The following is a 19,595-nucleotide window of genomic DNA, read 5'->3' on the forward strand; positions in this document are numbered from 1 at the left end:
TCTAATAAAGAAAGAAACGTCTTTTAAAAAACAAACCAACTAATAAATATGTAATTATGCCATTATTTAACGTTTATCCGCTGTACGATGTAACACCAGTTTCAGGAAAAGGTGTTTATGTTTACGATAAGAATGGAACAGAGTATTTAGACCTCTATGGTGGGCATGCTGTGATCTCAATAGGGCACGCACACCCAAAATATGTAGAGGCTATTTCTTGTCAAGTATCCGAACTCGGATTTTATTCCAATGCCATCCAAAATCCGCTTCAGGTTCAATTGGCCGATAAGTTAGAAGCGCTTTCAGGTTGTAAAGATTACGAGTTGTTTTTGTGTAATTCTGGAGCAGAAGCTAATGAAAATGCTCTAAAATTAGCGTCATTTAAAACAGGGAATTCTAGAGTTCTGGCGTTTAAAAATGGTTTTCACGGACGTACATCGGCTGCGGTTGCAGCGACCGATAATCCGGGTATCGTTGCGCCAATTAATGCGCAACAAGAAGTGACTTTTCTTGAATTAGACGATATTGCTGGCGTAAAAGCCGAATTAGAAAAAGGGGATGTATGTGCTGTTATTGTTGAGTTTATTCAAGGCGTTGGGGGTCTGGATCAAGGCTCGGCTAAGTTTTTCAATGAAGTTGATAAACTTTGTAAAGCTAACAACACGTTTTTTATCGCCGATGAGGTGCAATCGGGATACGGACGTTCAGGTAAGTTTTTTGCTTTTCAGCATTATAATGTTACACCAGACATTATATCGATAGCAAAAGGTATGGGTAACGGTTTCCCTATGGGAGGAATTTTAATCCACCCGAGTATAGAAGCTAAATTTGGTATGTTAGGTACCACTTTTGGCGGTAATCACTTGGCATGTGCTGCTGGTTTATCGGTTTTAGAGGTTATTGAAGACCAAAAACTGATAGATAATGTGCAAGTGATGTCTGAGTATTTTATAAAAATCGCTAAAACCATTCCGCAGATAAAAAATATTAAAGGAAAAGGTTTAATGCTCGGATTAGAATTTGACTTTGAAGTTGGCGACTTAAGAAAACGCTTAATTTATGAAAATCATATTTTTACTGGTGGTGCTTCAAACAAAAAATTATTAAGAATATTACCTCCGTTAACCGTTAGGAAAGAGCATATCAATATGTTTTTTGAAGCCCTAATTGAAGTGTTACCAGAGGTGGAATCTGCAGAGGAACTGCAGGCACAAAAAATTTAAAAAAAAGAAAAATGAACACTTTATTAACTATAGAAACAAGAAACGCAGTACTGCTTAAAATGGGCGTGCTATTAGAAAAGGAACGAGAAACTATAATTAATATCAATAAAGAAGATTTAGAGGCTTATAAAGGCGATGATATTTCAATGTACGATCGTTTAAAAGTTGACGATTCGAAGGTCGATGAAATGATTAAGTCGGTAACCCATTTAGCTTCACAAGACGACCCCGTTGGCGTAGAACGCTTTGCTTTTAAACATGATAATGGCATGCAGGTTTACAATAAAACAGCATCGTTTGGAACCGTTCTAATCATATATGAATCTCGTCCTGATGTTACAGTTGAAGCTGCAGGAATCGCATTTAAATCTGGAAATAAAATTTTACTAAAAGGCGGAAAGGAATCTTTACGTTCAAACTTAAAAATTGTTGAATTGTGGCACGAGGCTTTAAAAGCGAATGGTGCTTCTACCCATTGGGTAGAGTATTTACAATTCAACAGAGAGGAAACCCAAGCTTTCTTGGAAAATCCAACTCAAAAAGTAGATTTAATGGTGCCTAGAGGTGGCGAACGTTTAATCGCTTTCGTAAAAAAACATGCCAACTGCCCTGTTATTATTAGTGGTAGAGGAAACAATTTTGTGTATGTACACCCTAAAGCCGATTTAGATATCGCTATGGATGTGATTATTAACGGAAAAACAGCAAAAATTTCAGCTTGTAACGCCGTAGATAAAGTTTTAATTGATGAAAATCTTCCTGAAAAAGAGGCTTTCATGAAACGCTTAATTTCTAAATTAAAGGCATTTGATGTTGAAATTTTAGGTGATGAAAAAACGGCTAAATACGATGAAATTAGTCAGTTTGAATCTGATGATATCTGGTATGAAGAGTTCCTAGATTACAAAATCGTTATAGGAGAAATTGCTGGAGTTGAAGATACCATCGCCATGATTAATAAATATTCAGGAGGTCACTCGGCATCAATCATCACTACCGATGAAGCTGTTGCTAAAACCTTTATGGAAAATGTAGATACGGCTGCCGTATATCACAACGTCTCAACACGATTTACCGATGGTAGTCAGTTAGGTTTAGGTGGTGAGTTGGCTATCAGTACCGATAAGTTACACCAACGTGGCCCAATTGGTTTACAGCATTTAGTAACCAATAAGTGGTATGTTCATGGTAACGGACAAATAAGATAAGTATGCCTGGGCATACCAGCAAAAAAAAATAAGCGTCCACTTGTGGTAAGATCAATTTTTAAAATTATCACAAGTGGCGTTTTAAATAAATGAAGAAAAAACGCATTTTATTAAAAGTAGGGTCCAATACGCTTACCAAGGAAACCGATAATATTTCTAGAGGTAAAATTGAAGATATTGCCAGTCAAATCGCGCAGCTTCAAGACCGATACGAATTTATAATTGTAAGTTCAGGGGCTATTGCTGTGGCGAAACAGTTTGTAAAACTAGAAAGCCAGCGAGAAGAATTATTCGTTAAACAGGCTTTAGCATCTATTGGGCAACCGCATTTAATTCGTATTTATCAAGAAATTTTTAGGGAATATGGTCTGTTAAGTTCCCAGTGTTTGTTGTCTTATTCCGATTTCGAGAAACAGGAAAGTAAAATAAACATTGTGAATACTATAAACGTTTTGGTTAACAACAACTACATTCCTATCATTAATGAAAATGATACGGTGGCTACCGACGAAATTAAATTTGGAGATAACGACAAACTAGGCGCGTTAACGGCATCACTTTTAGACGTCGATTTGTTTATCATAGCAACCAATACCAACGGCATATATACCAAAGCTTCATTTGAAAATAACACTCCAGAAACCATTTCAGAGGTTGTCGATTTCGATGCTTTAAAAGCCGAAGTTGTAAACTCAAAATCTACGCATGGTAGTGGTGGTATGGCTTCAAAAGTAGAAGCAGCAGCATTAGCCAAAAACACAAAAATAGAAACTTGGATTGTAAACGGACTCGAAGATCATTTCATCATTAATGCGATGGAAAACAAAGTAGCATTTACCAAAATAAAAGCATAGTAATATGAAAAATTACACATCCATAAACGATATTGATAACATCAAGGCATGGATTGAAGAAGCTAAAGCTTTAAAGCAGAATCCCCTTAAAAATGTTGAACTCGGTAAACACAAAACCTTAGGTTTATTGTTTTTTAACTCTAGTTTGCGTACACGTTTAAGTACGCAAAAAGCGGCATTAAATTTAGGTATGGATCCTATAGTGATGAATGTTTCTGGCGATGCTTGGGGAATCGAATTTGAAGATGGTACGGTAATGAATGGTAACACAGCAGAACATATAAAAGAAGCCGCTGCCGTGGTGTCGCAATATTGTGATATTATTGCTGTAAGAGCTTTTCCAACCTTAACCGATAAGGTTAAAGATGAAAGCGAGCAGGTTTTAAAAGCCTTCGTAAAACACGCTTCGGTACCTGTGGTGAATATGGAAAGTGCTACAGGACATCCACTACAAGCTTTAACAGATGCGATAACCATTTCAGAGCATACCAAAAAAGATAAACCTAAAGTGGTTTTAAGTTGGGCGCCTCATATTAAAGCGTTACCGCATGCCGTAGGAAATAGTTTTGTTCAAGCCATGCAAAAAATGGATGTGGATTTTGTGATTGCAAATCCAGAGGGTTATAATTTAAGTCCGGAGATCACTAAAGATACGCCTATTGTTCACAGTCAGGAAGAAGCATTTAAGGATGCCGATTTCGTTTATGTTAAGAATTGGAGTTCCTACAACGATTATGGCAAAGTGTTAAATACAGACCCCAATTGGACCATCACAAAAGAAAAATTAGGTGATGCCAAATTTATGCACTGTTTACCGGTAAGACGTAATCTTATTGTGGAAGATGCCGTTTTAGATAGCGATAACTCATTGGTGATTCAGCAAGCTAATAACAGAACCTACGCTGCACAATTGGTACTTAAAAAAATATTAGAAAATGGCTAAAGAGAAATTATCAGTAGTAAAAATTGGTGGGAATGTTATAGAAAATCCAGAGGCTTTAGCGACTTTTTTAGAGCAGTTTTCAGAATTAGAAGGGAAGAAAGTTTTAGTGCATGGCGGCGGAAAACGTGCCACACACATCGCTTCAAAGTTAGGGATTGAATCTCAAATGGTGAATGGTCGTCGTATTACCGATGCCGAAACCTTAGAAGTGATTACTATGGTTTATGGCGGATTAGTAAACAAAAATATTGTGGCTCAGCTGCAAAGTTTGGATACCGATGCCATTGGTTTAACAGGCGCAGATATTAATAGTATCGCTTCAAAAAAACGTCCGGTAAAAGAGATAGACTATGGTTTTGTTGGTGATGTTAAAAAAGTAAATCACATAAGCATTAATAAACTTATTGAAGCTGATTTTACACCTGTTTTTTGTGCCATTACGCATGATGAAAACGGACAACTATTCAATACCAATGCCGATACTATTGCTTCAGAATTAGCGATTGGGCTATCAAAATTATATCGAGTAGAACTGGTATACTGTTTTGATAAAAACGGTGTACTTATGGAAGTTGATGATGATAACTCGGTTATCGATTTTATGGATTCTGGTACCTACGAAATATTGAAGCATAAAGGTGTTTTTCATGATGGGATGCTTCCTAAATTAGAGAACTGTTACCACGCTATTGAAGCCGGTGTGTCTAGGGTTTTTATTGGAAATCCAAGTATTATTAGTAACAAGAATCAAAAGTTTACCACCTTATTTTTATGATAGAGCAGTTAACACAAGACGCCATTGCTTTACTAAAAAAGCTCATCGAAACCCAGTCTTTTTCTTCCGAAGAAGAACAGACAGCAGGGCATATCGAAGCATGGTTTACAAATCACAATATCGATTATAATCGTACTAAAAATAACATTTGGGCGCTTAACAAACACTTTGATGAGAGCAAGCCAACCTTGTTGCTAAACTCACATCACGATACGGTAAAACCCAATTCGGCGTATACCAAAGATCCGTTTAAAGCCATTGTTGAAGATGGAAAATTATATGGGTTAGGAAGTAACGATGCCGGCGGTTGTTTGGTGTCGCTTATGGCCACCTTTGTGTATTTTTATAATCACGAAAACTTAAAATACAATTTGGTTATTGTCGCTTCCGCGGAAGAAGAAAGCAGTGGTCCAAACGGACTAAACAGTATGCTTCCTATCATTCCTAAAGTGGATGTGGCAATTGTGGGTGAACCTACTTTGATGAATTTAGCTGTTGCTGAAAAAGGATTAGTTGTTTTTGACGCCGTGGTTGAGGGTACACCAAGTCATGCCGCGCATCCAAATGATGATAATGCCCTTTATAACAGTATTGAAGCCCTGCAATGGTTTAAAGATTACAAGTTTGAAAAGAGCTCTGAAGCTTTAGGAGACGTGAAACTAACGGTAACTCAAATTAATGCGGGTGCACAGCATAATGTAGTGCCTGGTCATGTGGATATGGTTGTTGATGTGCGTGTGAACGATGCTTACTCTAATGCCGAGATTGCTGAGATTTTACAAAGTCAGGCGCCAGTAACACGAATTATACCACGTAGTTTACGTTTGAACTCTTCATGCATTCCTATGGATCACGATTTGGTAAAAGCAGGAATCGCAATGGGAAGAACGACTTACGGGTCGCCAACTTTATCCGATCAAGCAGTATTAAGCTGTTCGTCCTTAAAATTAGGCCCTGGAGATAGTACGAGATCTCATTCGGCTGATGAATTTATTTATATTAGTGAAATAGAAGAAGGGGTTAAAATATATGTTGAATTACTTGAGAGGGTGATGTAAGTGAGGAATAGCAGAGTTTCAAGGTGAAAGGGTTACGAAGTAGGACGGGAGACAGAAGTCGGGAGACGGAAGAATCAAGAGTCAGGAATTAAGAGTAAATGATAAAGAGGTAGGTTTCTTGTCGTTTCAGAAAAAACACCTAAATCATGATTAAATAAATCAACGAGCAACTAATCACAAATAGAAGCGTACAGTCACTCTGAGCTTGTCGAAGAGGTAACGAAGTTATATAAAATTAATTATCGGTTTTAAAACTGAAAACGGATTAAAGGAGGATTAAAAGTTAGGTGTAACGTGGTAGAGAGAAAATATGATGGTCTATCTCAATTAAAGTTTTTCACTCACGATTAAACACTTCAACAAATACACAAATACACAAATCAAAAAAAATGAAACTTTGGGATAAAGGCATATCAATAGATAAAAAAATAGAGCAATTTACTATTGGAAACGATCGAGAAATAGATATTCATATTTCAAAATACGATGTTATTGCATCGCGTGCGCATGCCATAATGCTTCAAAAAATTGGTATTCTTTCTGAAGAAGAATTGGGAAAATTGCTTTCTGGACTTCAGGTTTTAGCCAATCAAATTGAAGATGGAACTTTTGTTATCGACGAACAGTTTGAAGACGTACATTCTAAAATTGAATTTGAATTAACGAAGTCTTTAGGTGATGTCGGTAAAAAAATCCACACGGCACGTTCTAGAAACGATCAAGTTTTAGTGGCCCTTCATTTGTATTTTAAAGAAGAGTTGCAAGCTGTAAAATCCAAAACCAAAACACTTTTTGATACCTTAATTAATCAGGCGGAGACTTATAAAGATAAGGTGCTTCCTGGCTATACGCATTTACAAGTGGCTATGCCATCATCATTCGGGTTATGGTTTTCAGCCTATGCCGAATTAATGATTGATGATGTGTTTTTATTAGATGCCGCCATAAAAACGGTGGATCAAAATCCGCTAGGTTCGGCAGCGGGTTACGGCAGTTCTTTTCCTATCGATCGCGAGGTTACCACTAAAGAAATGGACTTTGCCACTCTAAAATACAACGTTGTTGCCGCGCAAATGGGACGAGGTAAAAACGAACGCACCATTGCTGCTGCTTTAGGTAGTTTGGCAAATACTATGGCGCGTTTTGCTATGGATACCTGCTTGTATATGAGTCAGAATTTCGGGTTTATTTCCTTTCCAGACGAGTTAACTACAGGAAGTAGCATCATGCCGCATAAAAAGAATCCTGATGTGTTTGAGTTAATCCGCGGGAAATGTAATAAAATACAAGCCTTGCAAAGTGAAATGATATTAATAACCAACAACTTGCCTAGTGGTTATCACCGCGATTTTCAGTTATTAAAAGAAAATATTATTGCGGCTTTTGAGGATATTAAAGACATTTTGGATATTTTTAATTATTCGATTCAACAAATTATTGTGAAAGATATCGATATCAACGACGATAAATACAAATACTTATTTACAGTAGATAACATTAATACCTTAGTAGTAGAAGGACAAACTTTTAGAGAAGCCTATCAAAAAATTGGGGGTCAAGTGCAAGATGGTACCTATGTGCCAGACACATCTAAAAAACACACCCATGTTGGAAGTATTCATAATTTATGCTTAGATAAAATTCGCGATAAGTTTCCTGGGTAGATCGTAATTGTTGAAAATAGGTTTTTTTATTGTTTATTTATTGTCGTAGGCTTAGTTTTGATAGACAAGCATACAGCTTAAAAAAAATGAGCAGTAGAGAAAAAGAATAAACTATTTTTGAGCAATGAACTACAATCTAAAAAAACTATATAGCATTGCATTTTGGGCGAGCGTTTTTGGAATGCTCGCCTTTATTTTTGATTTTGGTTTTTCGAAAACGGTATTAACGCAACAAATCATTGATGCGTTTTATTTCATAGTTATTGCTTTAGGCTTAGGAGCAACGTTCGCTAGATATTTTGAAAATAAGCAGTTGCTAAAACGTAGGGTTGCTGTTTTTGATTTGATTTCAGTGGTTTTTAGCCTGTGTGTTTTTTATATGTACCTCTTTCATGGTGAGGCATTTAAAACCGATTTGATATTAGAAAATCCCATATGGGTGGTTTTGGCTGTCATCCTGTCTTTTATTAGGGAGTTTTCAGAACAAAAACTAAATCTGCATCGAACCTATCTTAACCCAGCACAAATTTTCATATTAAGCTTCTTAGTCATTATTTTACTAGGCTCCTTTCTATTAATGATGCCAAAGGCAACACACCAAGGTCTGTCATTCATAGATGCCTTATTTACATCAACAAGCGCGGTTTGTGTAACAGGATTGGTTGTTGTGGATACAGGAACTTATTTTACCCTTTTCGGACAAGCTATTATCATGTTTTTGATACAAATTGGAGGCTTAGGTATCCTAACTTTTGCAAGCTATTTCAGTTACTTTTTTAAAGGAGGAAGTACCTACGAAAACCAATTGACCTTAGGAGAAATGACAAATTCCGATAAAATTAGTGATGTATTTAGTACTCTAAAAAATATTATCGTTATTACAACTATTGTTGAAGTGATAGCGGCTATTTTTATTTTCTTTTCCTTAGATAAAGCTTTGTTTAGTGGTTTGTCTAACCGCGTGTTTTTTTCAATATTTCACGCGATTTCAGCCTTTTGTAATGCTGGTTTTTCAACCTTATCCAATAGCATTTACGAAACAGGTTTCCGATTTAACTACGCCTTGCAACTTATTATTGTAGTCACTTTTGTTTTAGGTGGTTTGGGGTTTCCAATCGTGGTTAATATTATTAGACTTATCAAACATAAATGCATTAATATTTTCTTTTTCAATGCAAAAAATAGAACGTATAAGCCTTGGGTTCTAAACATTAATAGCAGAATTACCTTAGTGACGACGTTCTCTCTAACGGCAGTAGGTTTTATATTGTTTTTGATTTTTGAATATGATAATACGCTTGCCGAACACGATTTATCAGGAAAATTAGTAAATGCACTTTTTGGAGCTACCACTCCTCGAACGGCTGGTTTTAATTCGGTTAACATGAGTGATTTGTCATTTCCTACCGTAGTTATTACTCTTTTGCTTATGTGGGTTGGAGCATCTCCAACTTCTACCGGTGGTGGTATTAAAACCAGTACCTTTGCTATAGCCACGCTTAATGTTTTAAGTTTAGCCAAAGGGAAACAGCGTATTGAAGTTTATAGAAGAGAAATTGCCGAAATTTCAGTAAAAAGAGCGTTTGCTACCATTGCTTTGTCTCTAATTGTTATAGGTTCTGGCATTGTTTGTATTAGTATTTTTAACCCAGAAATGGGATTACTAAATATTGCGTTCGAATGTTTTTCGGCATATAGTACCGTAGGCTTAAGTCTTGGTATTACCGCCGATTTAAGTACCGCAAGTAAATTTGTATTTATTGCTATTATGTTTATTGGCAGGGTTAGCATGCTATCTATTATGGTAGCCCTTTTCAAAAAAATAAAGCATAAAAATTATCGCTATCCTAGCGAAGAAATCACCATAAATTAAAAATGACATGAAATATATTATTGTAGGTCTAGGAAATTTTGGCGCATCTTTAGGAAAGAAATTAACCTCACAAGGCAATGAAGTTATTGGTGTTGATAGCAAAATGGAAAAGGTTGATTTGCTGAAAGAACATTTATCTCATACCATTTGTTTGGATGCCACAGATGAGTTTACGGTATCTGGACTTCCTTTAAGTGATACCGATGTAGTGGTTGTAGCTATTGGCGAAGATAAGGGCGCCAATATTATGGCAACTGCATTACTAAAAAACTTAAAAGTAAAACGCTTAATAAGCCGAGCCATTGACGGTTTGCACGAAAAGGTGCTCAACGCCATTGGAGTTAACGATATTGTGCATCCCGAAGAGGAATCGGCAGAAAGATGGGCAAAAAAGTTGTCTTTAAAGGGTGTTATCGATTCGTTTGAATTAAATGATGACTATAGTATTATGGAAGTTCATGTTCCTGAAAAATTTGATCAAAAAAACATTAGAGAGATCGATATTCGAAAAGTATATAACTTATTGGTTTTAACTACTATTGCAAATACAGAAATTAAAAGCACCGTTGGGAAAACCAGAAATATTACAAAGGTTAAAGGTGTAGCTGGTGCCGATGATATCCTATATAAAGATGGTATTCTTGTTATTTATGGATCGAATAAAGACATTAAAAGGTTTTTAAATGAGTATTGATGTTGTACAACTAAGATGAATTTTTAAATGCTTAGCCCTAATTCCAAACCTTGAACAGAAAAACTAAACAACAAGTATTTTTTTCTATTGTTGTCCGATAAAAAACAGAATTAGCTAAAAAAGCTTTGGTGTTGGCCTTTTTTATTGATCGCACTCTTTATTTTGAAAACAGAACCTCCTTATGGGTCAAAAAGGCTTAATTGCCCAATGTTTTTGGTTGTAATCTCTTCCCAATTAGCTTCTGGGTTTTTCAGGAATTTGAACAAATCGATATATGTCATCAAATGGTATCGTATGACGGACATCATATTGGAATAAGCCCAGTTTCTTTGGGCTTTTCTTTGGATCACAAGCATAATGAGCTGGATTATCAAACTGACCCAGATTTGTATTTCGATGGCATTTTGATTGTCTCCCAAAAAATACTTTAGCGGAAAGTTCTGTTTAAGCCGCTTGAACATCGTCTCAATCTGCCACCTATTTTTATAGATGTCGGCTATTTTGTCTGCATCAAGATCATAATTATTAGTGATGAACTCATAAACTTTTTGGTGCTTTTCGTGCCAAAAAGCGATTCTCCTCAGGGAAAAAGCATTGCCGTTTTTGTCCGTAAGCCCTATTTTTTCGTCCTTTAGGACAGCATCGTCCACTTTATTGGAGATATCAAACTCTTCAAGGCTTGTATAGCGAGCATTGTCCTTTTGCCGAGTCACAAAGTAAACATCTTCCAGTGTCCATTTTTGGTATTGCTCATAATCCACATACCCTTTGTCAAAAACCACATAAGAGCCCTTCTTGAGTTCCAGGTCTTTTAAAAAGGTGTGGTCGTGCGTGGCCGCGCTTGAAAACTTAATCAGACAAGGAACGTCTTCCATGGCGTTTATCATAGTATGCATCTTGATACCTCCTTTCTTTTTGCCGTTGAGCGGGTTCCTTCCTACACCTTTAAGAATGTCACTAAATAGGGGGATGGTCGAGGAATCAACGATTTTAAGGTTCTTCACTGCAGGTTCTAAGGGTCTGCTGTCCGATAAAAAGCGATGGTAACGTTTGTAGAGTAAATGATAAATATCGGCAAATACTTCAGAGCTTCTTCTCCTGTTAGCATCTGACAAGGTACTGCGTTTTGGAAAGTCCGTGAGTCCTAGATGGTTGATCTTTCCCTCGCAGGCAAGCATAATACTGGAAACCTCACGAAGTGAGCTACAGCCACTGATCACGGTAAATACCATAGTGGCCAAATGCTCATAGGTGGTAAACTTTTTGGTATAGCGATCGCTGTTGTGCTTTTTGGCTGTCCGATGAACATCTTTGGGCAAAATGAAATTTAATACCTGTTTGATTATGGGGTGTCTGCTAAAGTTTTTACTTTTATTCATATCTTGGATGTGTGATAACTTCAAGATACAAAATAAGCGGGAAATCCTATCTTGGAAATCCCGCTTTTTAAATCTTTTATCGGACACTAATGATTTTTTTCTAACAATAGCGTCCAAAACGCTTAAAAAGAGAAAGGGATTTTGTATCTCAAAATATTATTTTTGAGTTGCACAACAAAAAACAACCTTTCTCCATGACAAATATAACATTGTTCTCTCAGATAATCTCCAAATTAGACCGTTCTAGTTTTTCTAAACTTGTAAAAGCCAAGGGAACAGATAAACATCAAAAAGGATTTAATAGTTGGACACATTTAGTCTCCATGTTGTTTTGTCAATTTGCAAAAAGTCAATCCGTCCGAGATATAAGTAATGGACTTCGCTCTGCCACAGGAAACCTTAATCATTTAGGCATACAGAAAGCACCTTCTAAATCAACGATAAGCTATCAAAACAAACATCGAGACTGGACGCTTTATCGAGATTACTACTATGTTCTTTTAAAAAGTTTTGGACAGCACCCTCACTTAAAACGTGTTAAATTCAAAATTAAATCCAAGATATTTCTATTAGATTCTACAACGATAAGTCTATGTTTAAGTCTCTTTGATTGGGCAAAATACAAAACCCACAAAGGAGCTGTAAAAATGCACACCTTGCTTGATTATGATGGTAATTTACCGCACTATGTAAATATTAGCGATGGTAAAACAGCAGATAATAAAGGAGCTTACGATATTCCTTTGATTAGCCGTTCGGTTATTGTCGCAGATCGATTTTATAATGATTTTTCGTTACTTAACGTTTGGGACAGCAACCAAGTGTTTTTTGTAATTAGGCACAAAGAAAACATCCAATTTAAGAGTATTAAAGAAAAAGAATTGCCAGAAAATAGACATCATCATGTTTTAAAAGATGAAATCATTGAGCTAACAGGGGCTAAATCAAAAACAAAATACCCAAAGAAGCTACGTAGAATAGCTGTATGGGACGATAAAAATAACCAGGAAATAGAACTTATTACCAACCAAATGTCTTGGACAGCAAACACAATTAGCCAACTCTACAAAGCTAGATGGGATATTGAGATATTCTTTAGAGACATCAAACAACAGCTACATACTAAATCGTTTATAGGAACTTCTGAAAATGCCGTAATGATACAAATATGGACGGCTCTTATTACTATACTCATCCTAAAAGCCTTAAAAGCAAATGCAAAATATAATTGGTACTTGTCCAATTTAGTAGCTTTTATAAGACTTAACCTTTTTGTCAAAGTGGATTTGCAAAAATGGATTGACAGCCCTTTTAACGAGCAGCCTCCCCCCAAACAAAATTATACACAAGGGGTTCTTTTTTGAAAAAGATAAAAAACATGGCTAATTACCAGTAAAATCGTTGACTTTTGATTAGATCAAAAATGTTTAGGACAGGATTGTTTTTCTAACATTAATTACGCCATTGTATTTGGTGCAAAATGTTCAATTTAAAGAACTAGTTTAGTTCAAATAAAGCATGAAGTAAGTTGTAATTCGTAGCTTTTTTAGATGTAGACTAAGATGGTGGTATGGATTGGTTTACCCAAAAAAATAAATTTAAAAAGCGCATTGGTTAAATGCGCTTTTAAGGACTTTCTCTAGTTTAATTTGCTTGTTGACTAACTCAAAATAATTAAATAATAGTGGATTGTCCTAAATGGATATTAGTAAAGTTTAGATTGGTTTCATCGGGATTATGAATGAAATCCTCTATAAAATCGCCAACTTTTGTTGTGCTTATATGATCGTATTTGTTATTTAAATCTGGGGTGGTAATATGAAGTTTTAACGATTTGTCTACACCCTCTCTCACACGATTTGCTTCTTCATCTAATCCAAAATGATCCAACAACATAGCTGCCGATAAGATGGAGGCTATAGGGTTTGCAATACCTTTGTTGGCAGCTTTAGTATAAGCACCATGAATAGGCTCGAACATCACATGGTTGTCGCCAATAGAAGCAGAAGCCAATAAGCCAATAGATCCCACAATAACGCTGGCTTCTTCCGAAAGGATATCACCAAACATATTTTCGGTTAAAATGACATCAAACTGTCTGGGATTGATGATTAAATCCATGGCTGCATTATCGATATACGTGTAATCTAGTTTTACATCGGGGTATTGCTTGGCAATGTCTTTCACCACACGGCGCCATAGTCTAGAACTTTCTAAAACATTAGCCTTGTCTACCAAAGTTAATTTACGTTTTCGTGACTGTGCGGCTTTAAATGCTTTATGAGCAATGCGTTCAATTTCAAAACGTTGGTATTCACAGGTGTCTGATGCGATGTTGCCATCGGCACTGAGTTTCTGTTCTCCAAAATAGATGCCACCGGTTAGTTCTCTATAAATAACTAAGTTGGTGTCTTTTATTGCTTTTACTTTTAACGAGGATTTATTGAGTAAATCTTCGTAAGCAATAACAGGTCTAATGTTGGTATGTAAGTCCAATGCTTTCCGTAGCCCTAAAAGACCTTGTTCTGGGCGTATTGTAGCATCGGGATCATCATCGTATTTGGTGTTGCCAATGGCTCCAAATAATATGGCATCTGCTTTTTTACAAATTTCAATAGTTTCATCAGGTAGAGGCGAGCCGGTTTTGTCTATGGCTACGGCTCCAACTAAGGCTTTATCAAAAGTAAATATGTGGTTAAATTCAATAGCGATAGCCTTCAAAACCTTAACGGCCTGAGCTGTAACTTCTGGTCCTATGCCATCTCCTGGTAATACGCCAATATTTAACTTCATATCGTACTCTTTTTAATTGTCTCCTTCCGCGAAAGCGAAAACAAACAGATTTTCATGTTAAGCAGAAATAATTTCTTTATAAATTCTACTGCTTTCTATGATTTTGTGGATGTCATTATCATCAACCTCTTTTTTCTTGTCGGCGAAATCTAAAAAGCTCGTATAGATTTCATCCAACTGAAGTTTGGTTAATTCGTATCCAATGTTTTTTGCTCGGTATGCCAAGGCTGCTCTTCCAGAACGTGCCGTTAAAACAATAGCCGATTCGGTTACACCAACATCTTTAGGATCGATAATCTCGTAAGTTTCACGATTTTTAATCACGCCATCTTGATGTATTCCAGAACTATGAGCAAAAGCGTTTGCTCCTACAATCGCTTTATTTGGTTGCGTATAAATACCCATGCTATCTGAAACTAACTGACTTAAACCGTAAAGCATTTCGGTTTTTATGTTCGTATCAAGATTTAAGTAAGGGTGTTGTTTCAGGATCATCACCACTTCTTCTAAAGCCGTGTTTCCTGCACGCTCGCCAATACCATTAATAGTACATTCAATTTGTCGTGCACCATTAATAACGCCTTCAATAGAATTTGCTGTAGCCAATCCTAAATCGTTATGGCAGTGGCATGATAAAATAGCTTTATCGATACCTTTTACATTTTCTTTAAGGTATTTAATTTTAGCACCGTACTCACTTGGTAAACAGTATCCTGTTGTATCGGGAATGTTTAAAACCGTAGCACCTGCTTTGATTACTTCTTCGCAGATACGTGCTAAATAGGCGTTATCGGTTCTCCCAGCATCTTCGGCATAAAACTCAACATCTTCTACAAAAGTTTTAGCGTAAGCAACCGCTTTTACAGCGCGTTCTATAATCGCGTCTTGTGTTGAGTTAAACTTAAATTTTATATGTGATTCGGAAGTTCCAATTCCTGTATGGATACGCCCTTTCTTAGCGAGTTTTAAAGCTTCACCAGCTACTTTTATATCGTTTTCTACAGAGCGTGTTAAGCCGCAAACTGTAGCATTTTTTACAATCTTAGAAATTTCTACAACCGATTTAAAATCACCCGGACTCGATACAGGAAAACCAGCTTCAATAATATCAACGCCTAAATAATCAAGCTGCTCGGCTATAATTAATTTTTGTTCAGTGTTAAGTTTACATCCTGGGACCTGCTCACCGTCTCTAAGGGTTGTATCAAAAATTTGGACTTTATTATCAGACATTTATTAAAATATATTTTCGTATTGTTCTACGAATGTATATTTTGGTTTTGTAAAAATTGAATACTACATTTGTTTTTTACGATGTTAAACACATTGATATAATATTTAACATGCTGTAAAACAGGGTTTTATATCTGTTTTTATAACTATGACAAGAGATCAAAAAGATAATTTATTTGTTTTAATTAAGTCACTTTCTAAATCCGAAAAACGCCAGTTTAAACTTTATGTTGGTCGATTGGGGGTAAATGAAGATTCTAAATTTTTAATGTTATTTAATATTTTAGATAAGCTATCGGTATATGATGAAGCGGCGATATTAAAAAAAGGCATCGTAAAAAAACAACAACTCTCTAATTTAAAAGCGCATTTATATAAGCAGATTTTAATTAGTTTACGATTAAACCCGTCACATCAAGATATCCGTATACAAATTCGTGAACAACTCGATTTTGCTACAATTCTTTATCATAAAGGACTTTATAAACAAAGTTTAAAGATTTTGGATAAGGCTAAAAATCTGGCTATGGTTAATGAAGAAAAAAATGCGGCCTATGAAATTGTAGATCTTGAAAAAATTATAGAATCGCAGTACATTACCCGAAGTCTTAACAACAGAGCCGACCAATTGTCTATTGAAGCTAAAGAACTAAACCGACAAAATGTTTTAGCGAGTAAACTATCTAATTTATCCCTTCAATTATATGGTCAGTTTTTAAAAACAGGGTATGTTAAGAATAAAGGTGAAACCACACGTATCACCGAATACTTTAAAGCCAGATTGCCAAAATTCGATATTAATGAATTAGGTTTTAGAGAAAAGTTATGGCTTTACAAGGCGCGGTTATGGTATAGTTTTTTAATTCATGATTTTTTAGCGTGTTATAAATATTCTAAAAAGTGGGTAGAATTATTTTATGAAAATAAAGATATGATTCTTTTGAATCCTGTATTTTTCTTAAGAGGCAATAACTATTTGTTAGAATCACTTTATTACCTAAGGCAATATAAAAAGTTTAAGGAGTCCTTAGCTCGGTTTGAACATGTCATTCAAGAAAAATGGTTTCCTGTTGATGATAACTTGGAAGGCCTAGGATTTTTATTCTTGTATAATAATAAGTTCAATTTACATTTTTTAGAAGGGAGTTTTAATGAGGGCTTGCCTTTAATTGATGAGGTTTTAGAGCGCTTAAAAAAGTTTAATGACCGTATTGATGAGCACCATATTATGGTATTTTATTATAAAATGGCAAGTATGTATTTTGGTGCAGGCGATAACAGAAAATGTATTTACTTTTTAGATAAGATTATAAGTAATAAATCACTTCAAATGCGAGAAGATTTACTATGTTTTTCTCGAATACTCAATTTAGTAGCACATTATGAGGCAGGTTTGGATTATAACCTTGATGTTTTAATAAAAAGCACCTATAAATTTTTGATTAAAATGGAAGATTTATATGAAGTGCAAAAGGAGTTTATTAAGTTTTTACGTGGTCTTGGCGATATTTATCCGCATGAAGTTAAAAATGAGTTTGTTAAGTTGCATAAAAAGCTAAAGGAGTTTGAGAATGACCCCTATCAAAGTCGTGCTTTTTTATATTTAGATATTATTTCTTGGTTGGAATCTAAAATTGAAAACAAACCTATTGGAGAGATTATCCGAAACAAGTTTTATTTAAAGGAGCAAAATGCGAACCTATAGCGCCGGGCGCTAAAAGGATTGTGCTTTTTTATGGATATAACGCTGTCCTTCCACTGAAATAACCGTGTTTTTAGCTAATGTTAATGGTTTTGTTTCACTGTTTCTGTATTCTAAATTACAGGTGTTAGTGTAGCTTAAAATTAAATGATTAGCTTCCATATAGAAGTGTCCAAATTTGCCGCCTTCGCTATGATTGGATGCAAAAGTGCCATCGTTTGAAAAGTTGTAGTGTATACCATACTCGGTTTCGATCATGTATTGTGTATCTTGACCTTCTATATAGGTCGCAATGAGCTCCCAACGGGCAGGAGTTTCTTTTTCAAAAGCGATGTCGAAATCGTCATTTTTATCACAGCTTAAGATAGTAATAAATAAAAATAATAACATCGTGATGTTTAAAATGGGTTTCATAGACCTGGGATTTTTATAGAAGATGCGCTTTTTACTAAAGGGTTGCGTTTAAGCCTATGTTTTTTAATAATGAATTCTTAAAATCTAAAATAACATCCGAAAAATTTGGATATTAAATTTTTCTGAACGAATATTTGCATTCACAAAGTTCAAAAAAAACTTACTGAAATGTTATCAAGAAAGGCAGAGGGATTAGACCCAATGAAGCCTTAGCAACCCTTTATCTGTAAAGAAGGTGCTAAATTCTACCCTAACGGATAGATAACTAAACGAAATTGCTTTCCTGTAATTTCTAAATTCTTTATAACATTTTTCTATTAGGTGCACGCTTAAAAACGTGCATTTTGGCTTTTTTGTTTCTCAAAGACTTTCAGGAATGCTTATCTTTTCTGAATCCTTTGAAATTTTCATCCTCGCCATTTTGGGGATTATTATTAACTAAAAAATATTAGAAAAATGAGTACACAAAAATTAGCAACAGACGCCTTACATGCAGGGCATGATTTTGCAGCCAATGGCGGAACACGAGCAGTTCCAATTTACCAGTCGTCATCGTATGTTTTTAAAGATTCCGATCATGCGGCGAATCTTTTTTCATTAAAAGAATTAGGTTTTATTTACACCCGATTAAACAACCCTACCAATCAAATTTTGCAAGACCGTTTAGCGGCTGTAGAAGGTGGTATTGGGGCTGTGGTTTTTGCTTCGGGAACATCGGCTATTTCAACAGGTTTGTTAACCTTATTAAAAGCCGGCGATCATATTGTAGCTTCTAGCAGTTTATATGGTGGAACCTATAATTTACTAAGCGTAACTTTGCCAAGATTAGGTATTACAACGACCTTTGTAGATGCTTCAATACCAGATAATTTTAAAGATGCTGTAAAAGATAATACCCGTGCCTTTTTTGTAGAATCTTTAGGGAATCCGAAATTAGACGTTTTAGATCTTGAAGCTATAGCAGCCCATTCTAAAGCGGCAGGCGTGCCATTTATTGTAGACAATACCGTGGCCACACCAGCATTGCTAAATCCTATTAAGCACGGCGCGAATATTGTAATTCATTCGCTTACTAAATATATTGGCGGACAAGGGACGTCGTTAGGTGGTGCGATAATAGATGCCGGTACTTTTGACTGGGCTAATGGGAAATTCCCTGAGTTTACAGAGCCTTCAGCAGGATATCACGGCTTAAAGTATCATGAGACCTTAGGAGCTGCGGCTTATACCTTCAAATTAATTTTGGAAGGTTTAAGAGATTTTGGCGGTGCTTTAAGTCCGTTTAACGCCTTTCAAATTATACAAGGTTTGGAAACCCTGCCTGTGCGTATCAAACAGCATAGTGAAAATGCCTTAGCCTTAGCAAAATGGCTCGAAGCTCAGGATGAGGTAGCATGGGTGAACTACCCAGGATTAGAAAGTAGTAAGTATAAAAAATTAGCAGATAAATATTTGCCTAAGGGCCAGAGTGGTATCGTTACTTTTGGTCATACAGGCGGATTTGAAGCTGCAAAAAAAATAGCAGATAATACGAAATTGTTCTCGTTATTGGCTAATATTGGCGACACAAAATCTTTAATCATTCATCCAGCTAGTACAACGCATCAGCAATTGAATGAGGAGGAACAAGCTTCGGCAGGCGTTGGTGCAGATTTAATTAGATTATCGGTTGGTATTGAGGATATTGAAGATTTAAAAGCAGATTTAACCGAGGCTTTTAAAACCATCTAAAAAGTAATAAGTAATTCCGCGAAAGCGAGAAAATTAAACTTAATAAAACAA

General features: G+C 35.7%; 16 protein-coding genes and 1 riboswitch. Of the genes, 12 read left to right on the plus strand and 4 right to left on the minus strand.

Annotated elements, in window-relative coordinates; all coding sequences use genetic code 11:
* The first annotated feature begins 56 nt into the window (after positions 1–56).
* The 9 genes from C1A40_RS09565 to C1A40_RS09605 all read left to right on the plus strand — a co-directional run bounded on the left by C1A40_RS09565 (position 57) and on the right by C1A40_RS09605 (position 10,292).
* Positions 57–1,223, plus strand: a complete 1,167-nt coding sequence (locus C1A40_RS09565) for an aspartate aminotransferase family protein (protein ID WP_102995704.1) — start codon at positions 57–59, stop codon at positions 1,221–1,223.
* 11 nt (positions 1,224–1,234) lie between these two features.
* The gene (locus C1A40_RS09570) at positions 1,235–2,431 is read left to right on the plus strand and encodes a glutamate-5-semialdehyde dehydrogenase (protein ID WP_102995705.1); all 1,197 of its coding nucleotides are present in this window, start codon (positions 1,235–1,237) and stop codon (positions 2,429–2,431) included.
* 89 nt (positions 2,432–2,520) lie between these two features.
* Complete coding sequence (proB, locus tag C1A40_RS09575) at positions 2,521–3,285, plus strand: glutamate 5-kinase (protein ID WP_102995706.1); 765 nt, start codon at positions 2,521–2,523, stop codon at positions 3,283–3,285.
* Positions 3,286–3,289: 4 nt separating this feature from the next.
* Positions 3,290–4,228 (plus strand): N-acetylornithine carbamoyltransferase, encoded by a 939-nt coding sequence (locus C1A40_RS09580; RefSeq protein WP_102995707.1) that lies wholly within the window; start codon positions 3,290–3,292, stop codon positions 4,226–4,228.
* On the plus strand, positions 4,221–5,003 hold the full coding sequence (gene argB / locus C1A40_RS09585; protein ID WP_102995708.1) for an acetylglutamate kinase: 783 nt from the start codon (positions 4,221–4,223) through the stop codon (positions 5,001–5,003). Before C1A40_RS09580 ends, argB begins: the two co-directional genes overlap by 8 nt.
* Positions 5,000–6,061: a M20 family metallo-hydrolase gene (locus C1A40_RS09590; RefSeq protein ID WP_102995709.1), complete on the plus strand. Its 1,062-nt coding sequence runs from the start codon at positions 5,000–5,002 to the stop codon at positions 6,059–6,061. The genes argB and C1A40_RS09590 overlap by 4 nt, the downstream gene beginning before the upstream one ends.
* A 389-nt stretch (positions 6,062–6,450) precedes the next feature.
* Positions 6,451–7,725: an argininosuccinate lyase gene (gene argH, locus C1A40_RS09595; protein WP_102995710.1), complete on the plus strand. Its 1,275-nt coding sequence runs from the start codon at positions 6,451–6,453 to the stop codon at positions 7,723–7,725.
* A gap of 124 nt (positions 7,726–7,849) precedes the next feature.
* A complete protein-coding gene (locus C1A40_RS09600) occupies positions 7,850–9,598 on the plus strand; it encodes a TrkH family potassium uptake protein (protein ID WP_102995711.1) in 1,749 nt (582 codons plus the stop codon).
* A gap of 7 nt (positions 9,599–9,605) precedes the next feature.
* The gene (locus C1A40_RS09605; protein ID WP_102995712.1) at positions 9,606–10,292 is read left to right on the plus strand and encodes a potassium channel family protein; all 687 of its coding nucleotides are present in this window, start codon (positions 9,606–9,608) and stop codon (positions 10,290–10,292) included.
* A 179-nt stretch (positions 10,293–10,471) separates the two neighbouring features.
* Here C1A40_RS09605 and C1A40_RS09610 read toward each other — a convergent pair whose 3' ends face one another.
* The gene (locus C1A40_RS09610) at positions 10,472–11,671 is read right to left on the minus strand and encodes an IS4 family transposase (RefSeq protein WP_102995713.1); all 1,200 of its coding nucleotides are present in this window, start codon (positions 11,669–11,671) and stop codon (positions 10,472–10,474) included.
* Positions 11,672–11,865: 194 nt separating this feature from the next.
* Here C1A40_RS09610 and C1A40_RS09615 point away from each other — a divergent pair, with 194 nt between their 5' ends.
* The gene (locus C1A40_RS09615) at positions 11,866–13,035 is read left to right on the plus strand and encodes an IS4 family transposase (RefSeq protein ID WP_102995714.1); all 1,170 of its coding nucleotides are present in this window, start codon (positions 11,866–11,868) and stop codon (positions 13,033–13,035) included.
* Positions 13,036–13,345: 310 nt separating this feature from the next.
* Here the strand turns inward: C1A40_RS09615 and leuB are convergent, their stop codons facing one another.
* On the minus strand, positions 13,346–14,464 hold the full coding sequence (gene leuB, locus C1A40_RS09620; protein WP_102995715.1) for a 3-isopropylmalate dehydrogenase: 1,119 nt from the start codon (positions 14,462–14,464) through the stop codon (positions 13,346–13,348).
* A gap of 57 nt (positions 14,465–14,521) precedes the next feature.
* Entirely contained in the window at positions 14,522–15,697 is a 1,176-nt protein-coding gene (locus tag C1A40_RS09625) for a 2-isopropylmalate synthase (protein WP_084399362.1), read from the minus strand.
* A gap of 148 nt (positions 15,698–15,845) precedes the next feature.
* Between C1A40_RS09625 and C1A40_RS09630 the strand changes: the two genes are divergently transcribed.
* Positions 15,846–17,402 carry a hypothetical protein gene (locus C1A40_RS09630; protein WP_102995716.1) on the plus strand — a complete coding sequence of 519 codons (1,557 nt, stop codon included), beginning with the start codon at positions 15,846–15,848 and terminating at the stop codon, positions 17,400–17,402.
* Positions 17,403–17,411: 9 nt separating this feature from the next.
* On the opposite strand, the gene C1A40_RS09635 is transcribed toward C1A40_RS09630, so the two are convergent.
* On the minus strand, positions 17,412–17,813 hold the full coding sequence (locus C1A40_RS09635) for a hypothetical protein (protein ID WP_102995717.1): 402 nt from the start codon (positions 17,811–17,813) through the stop codon (positions 17,412–17,414).
* 168 nt (positions 17,814–17,981) lie between these two features.
* Positions 17,982–18,081, plus strand: a riboswitch (SAM riboswitch).
* 188 nt (positions 18,082–18,269) lie between these two features.
* Between C1A40_RS09635 and C1A40_RS09640 the strand changes: the two genes are divergently transcribed.
* Positions 18,270–19,544, plus strand: coding sequence for an O-acetylhomoserine aminocarboxypropyltransferase/cysteine synthase family protein (locus C1A40_RS09640; protein ID WP_102995718.1), 1,275 nt, complete (start codon positions 18,270–18,272; stop codon positions 19,542–19,544).
* Positions 19,545–19,595: the final 51 nt, after the last annotated feature.

Source organism: Tamlana carrageenivorans, assembly GCF_002893765.1.
GTDB classification, from domain to species: domain Bacteria; phylum Bacteroidota; class Bacteroidia; order Flavobacteriales; family Flavobacteriaceae; genus Pseudotamlana; species Pseudotamlana carrageenivorans.

Excerpts from the sequence above, each read along its gene's own strand:
- C1A40_RS09565 (WP_102995704.1), top strand. The coding sequence starts at position 57 with ATGCCATTATTTAACGTTTATCCGCTGTACGATGTAACACCAGTTTCA.
- C1A40_RS09570 (WP_102995705.1), top strand. The coding sequence starts at position 1,235 with ATGAACACTTTATTAACTATAGAAACAAGAAACGCAGTACTGCTTAAA.
- proB (WP_102995706.1), top strand. The coding sequence starts at position 2,521 with ATGAAGAAAAAACGCATTTTATTAAAAGTAGGGTCCAATACGCTTACC.
- C1A40_RS09580 (WP_102995707.1), top strand. The coding sequence starts at position 3,290 with ATGAAAAATTACACATCCATAAACGATATTGATAACATCAAGGCATGG.
- argB (WP_102995708.1), top strand. The coding sequence starts at position 4,221 with ATGGCTAAAGAGAAATTATCAGTAGTAAAAATTGGTGGGAATGTTATA.
- C1A40_RS09590 (WP_102995709.1), top strand. The coding sequence starts at position 5,000 with ATGATAGAGCAGTTAACACAAGACGCCATTGCTTTACTAAAAAAGCTC.
- argH (WP_102995710.1), top strand. The coding sequence starts at position 6,451 with ATGAAACTTTGGGATAAAGGCATATCAATAGATAAAAAAATAGAGCAA.
- C1A40_RS09600 (WP_102995711.1), top strand. The coding sequence starts at position 7,850 with ATGAACTACAATCTAAAAAAACTATATAGCATTGCATTTTGGGCGAGC.
- C1A40_RS09605 (WP_102995712.1), top strand. The coding sequence starts at position 9,606 with ATGAAATATATTATTGTAGGTCTAGGAAATTTTGGCGCATCTTTAGGA.
- C1A40_RS09610 (WP_102995713.1), bottom strand. The coding sequence starts at position 11,671 with ATGAATAAAAGTAAAAACTTTAGCAGACACCCCATAATCAAACAGGTA.
- C1A40_RS09615 (WP_102995714.1), top strand. The coding sequence starts at position 11,866 with ATGACAAATATAACATTGTTCTCTCAGATAATCTCCAAATTAGACCGT.
- leuB (WP_102995715.1), bottom strand. The coding sequence starts at position 14,464 with ATGAAGTTAAATATTGGCGTATTACCAGGAGATGGCATAGGACCAGAA.
- C1A40_RS09625 (WP_084399362.1), bottom strand. The coding sequence starts at position 15,697 with ATGTCTGATAATAAAGTCCAAATTTTTGATACAACCCTTAGAGACGGT.
- C1A40_RS09630 (WP_102995716.1), top strand. The coding sequence starts at position 15,846 with ATGACAAGAGATCAAAAAGATAATTTATTTGTTTTAATTAAGTCACTT.
- C1A40_RS09635 (WP_102995717.1), bottom strand. The coding sequence starts at position 17,813 with ATGAAACCCATTTTAAACATCACGATGTTATTATTTTTATTTATTACT.
- C1A40_RS09640 (WP_102995718.1), top strand. The coding sequence starts at position 18,270 with ATGAGTACACAAAAATTAGCAACAGACGCCTTACATGCAGGGCATGAT.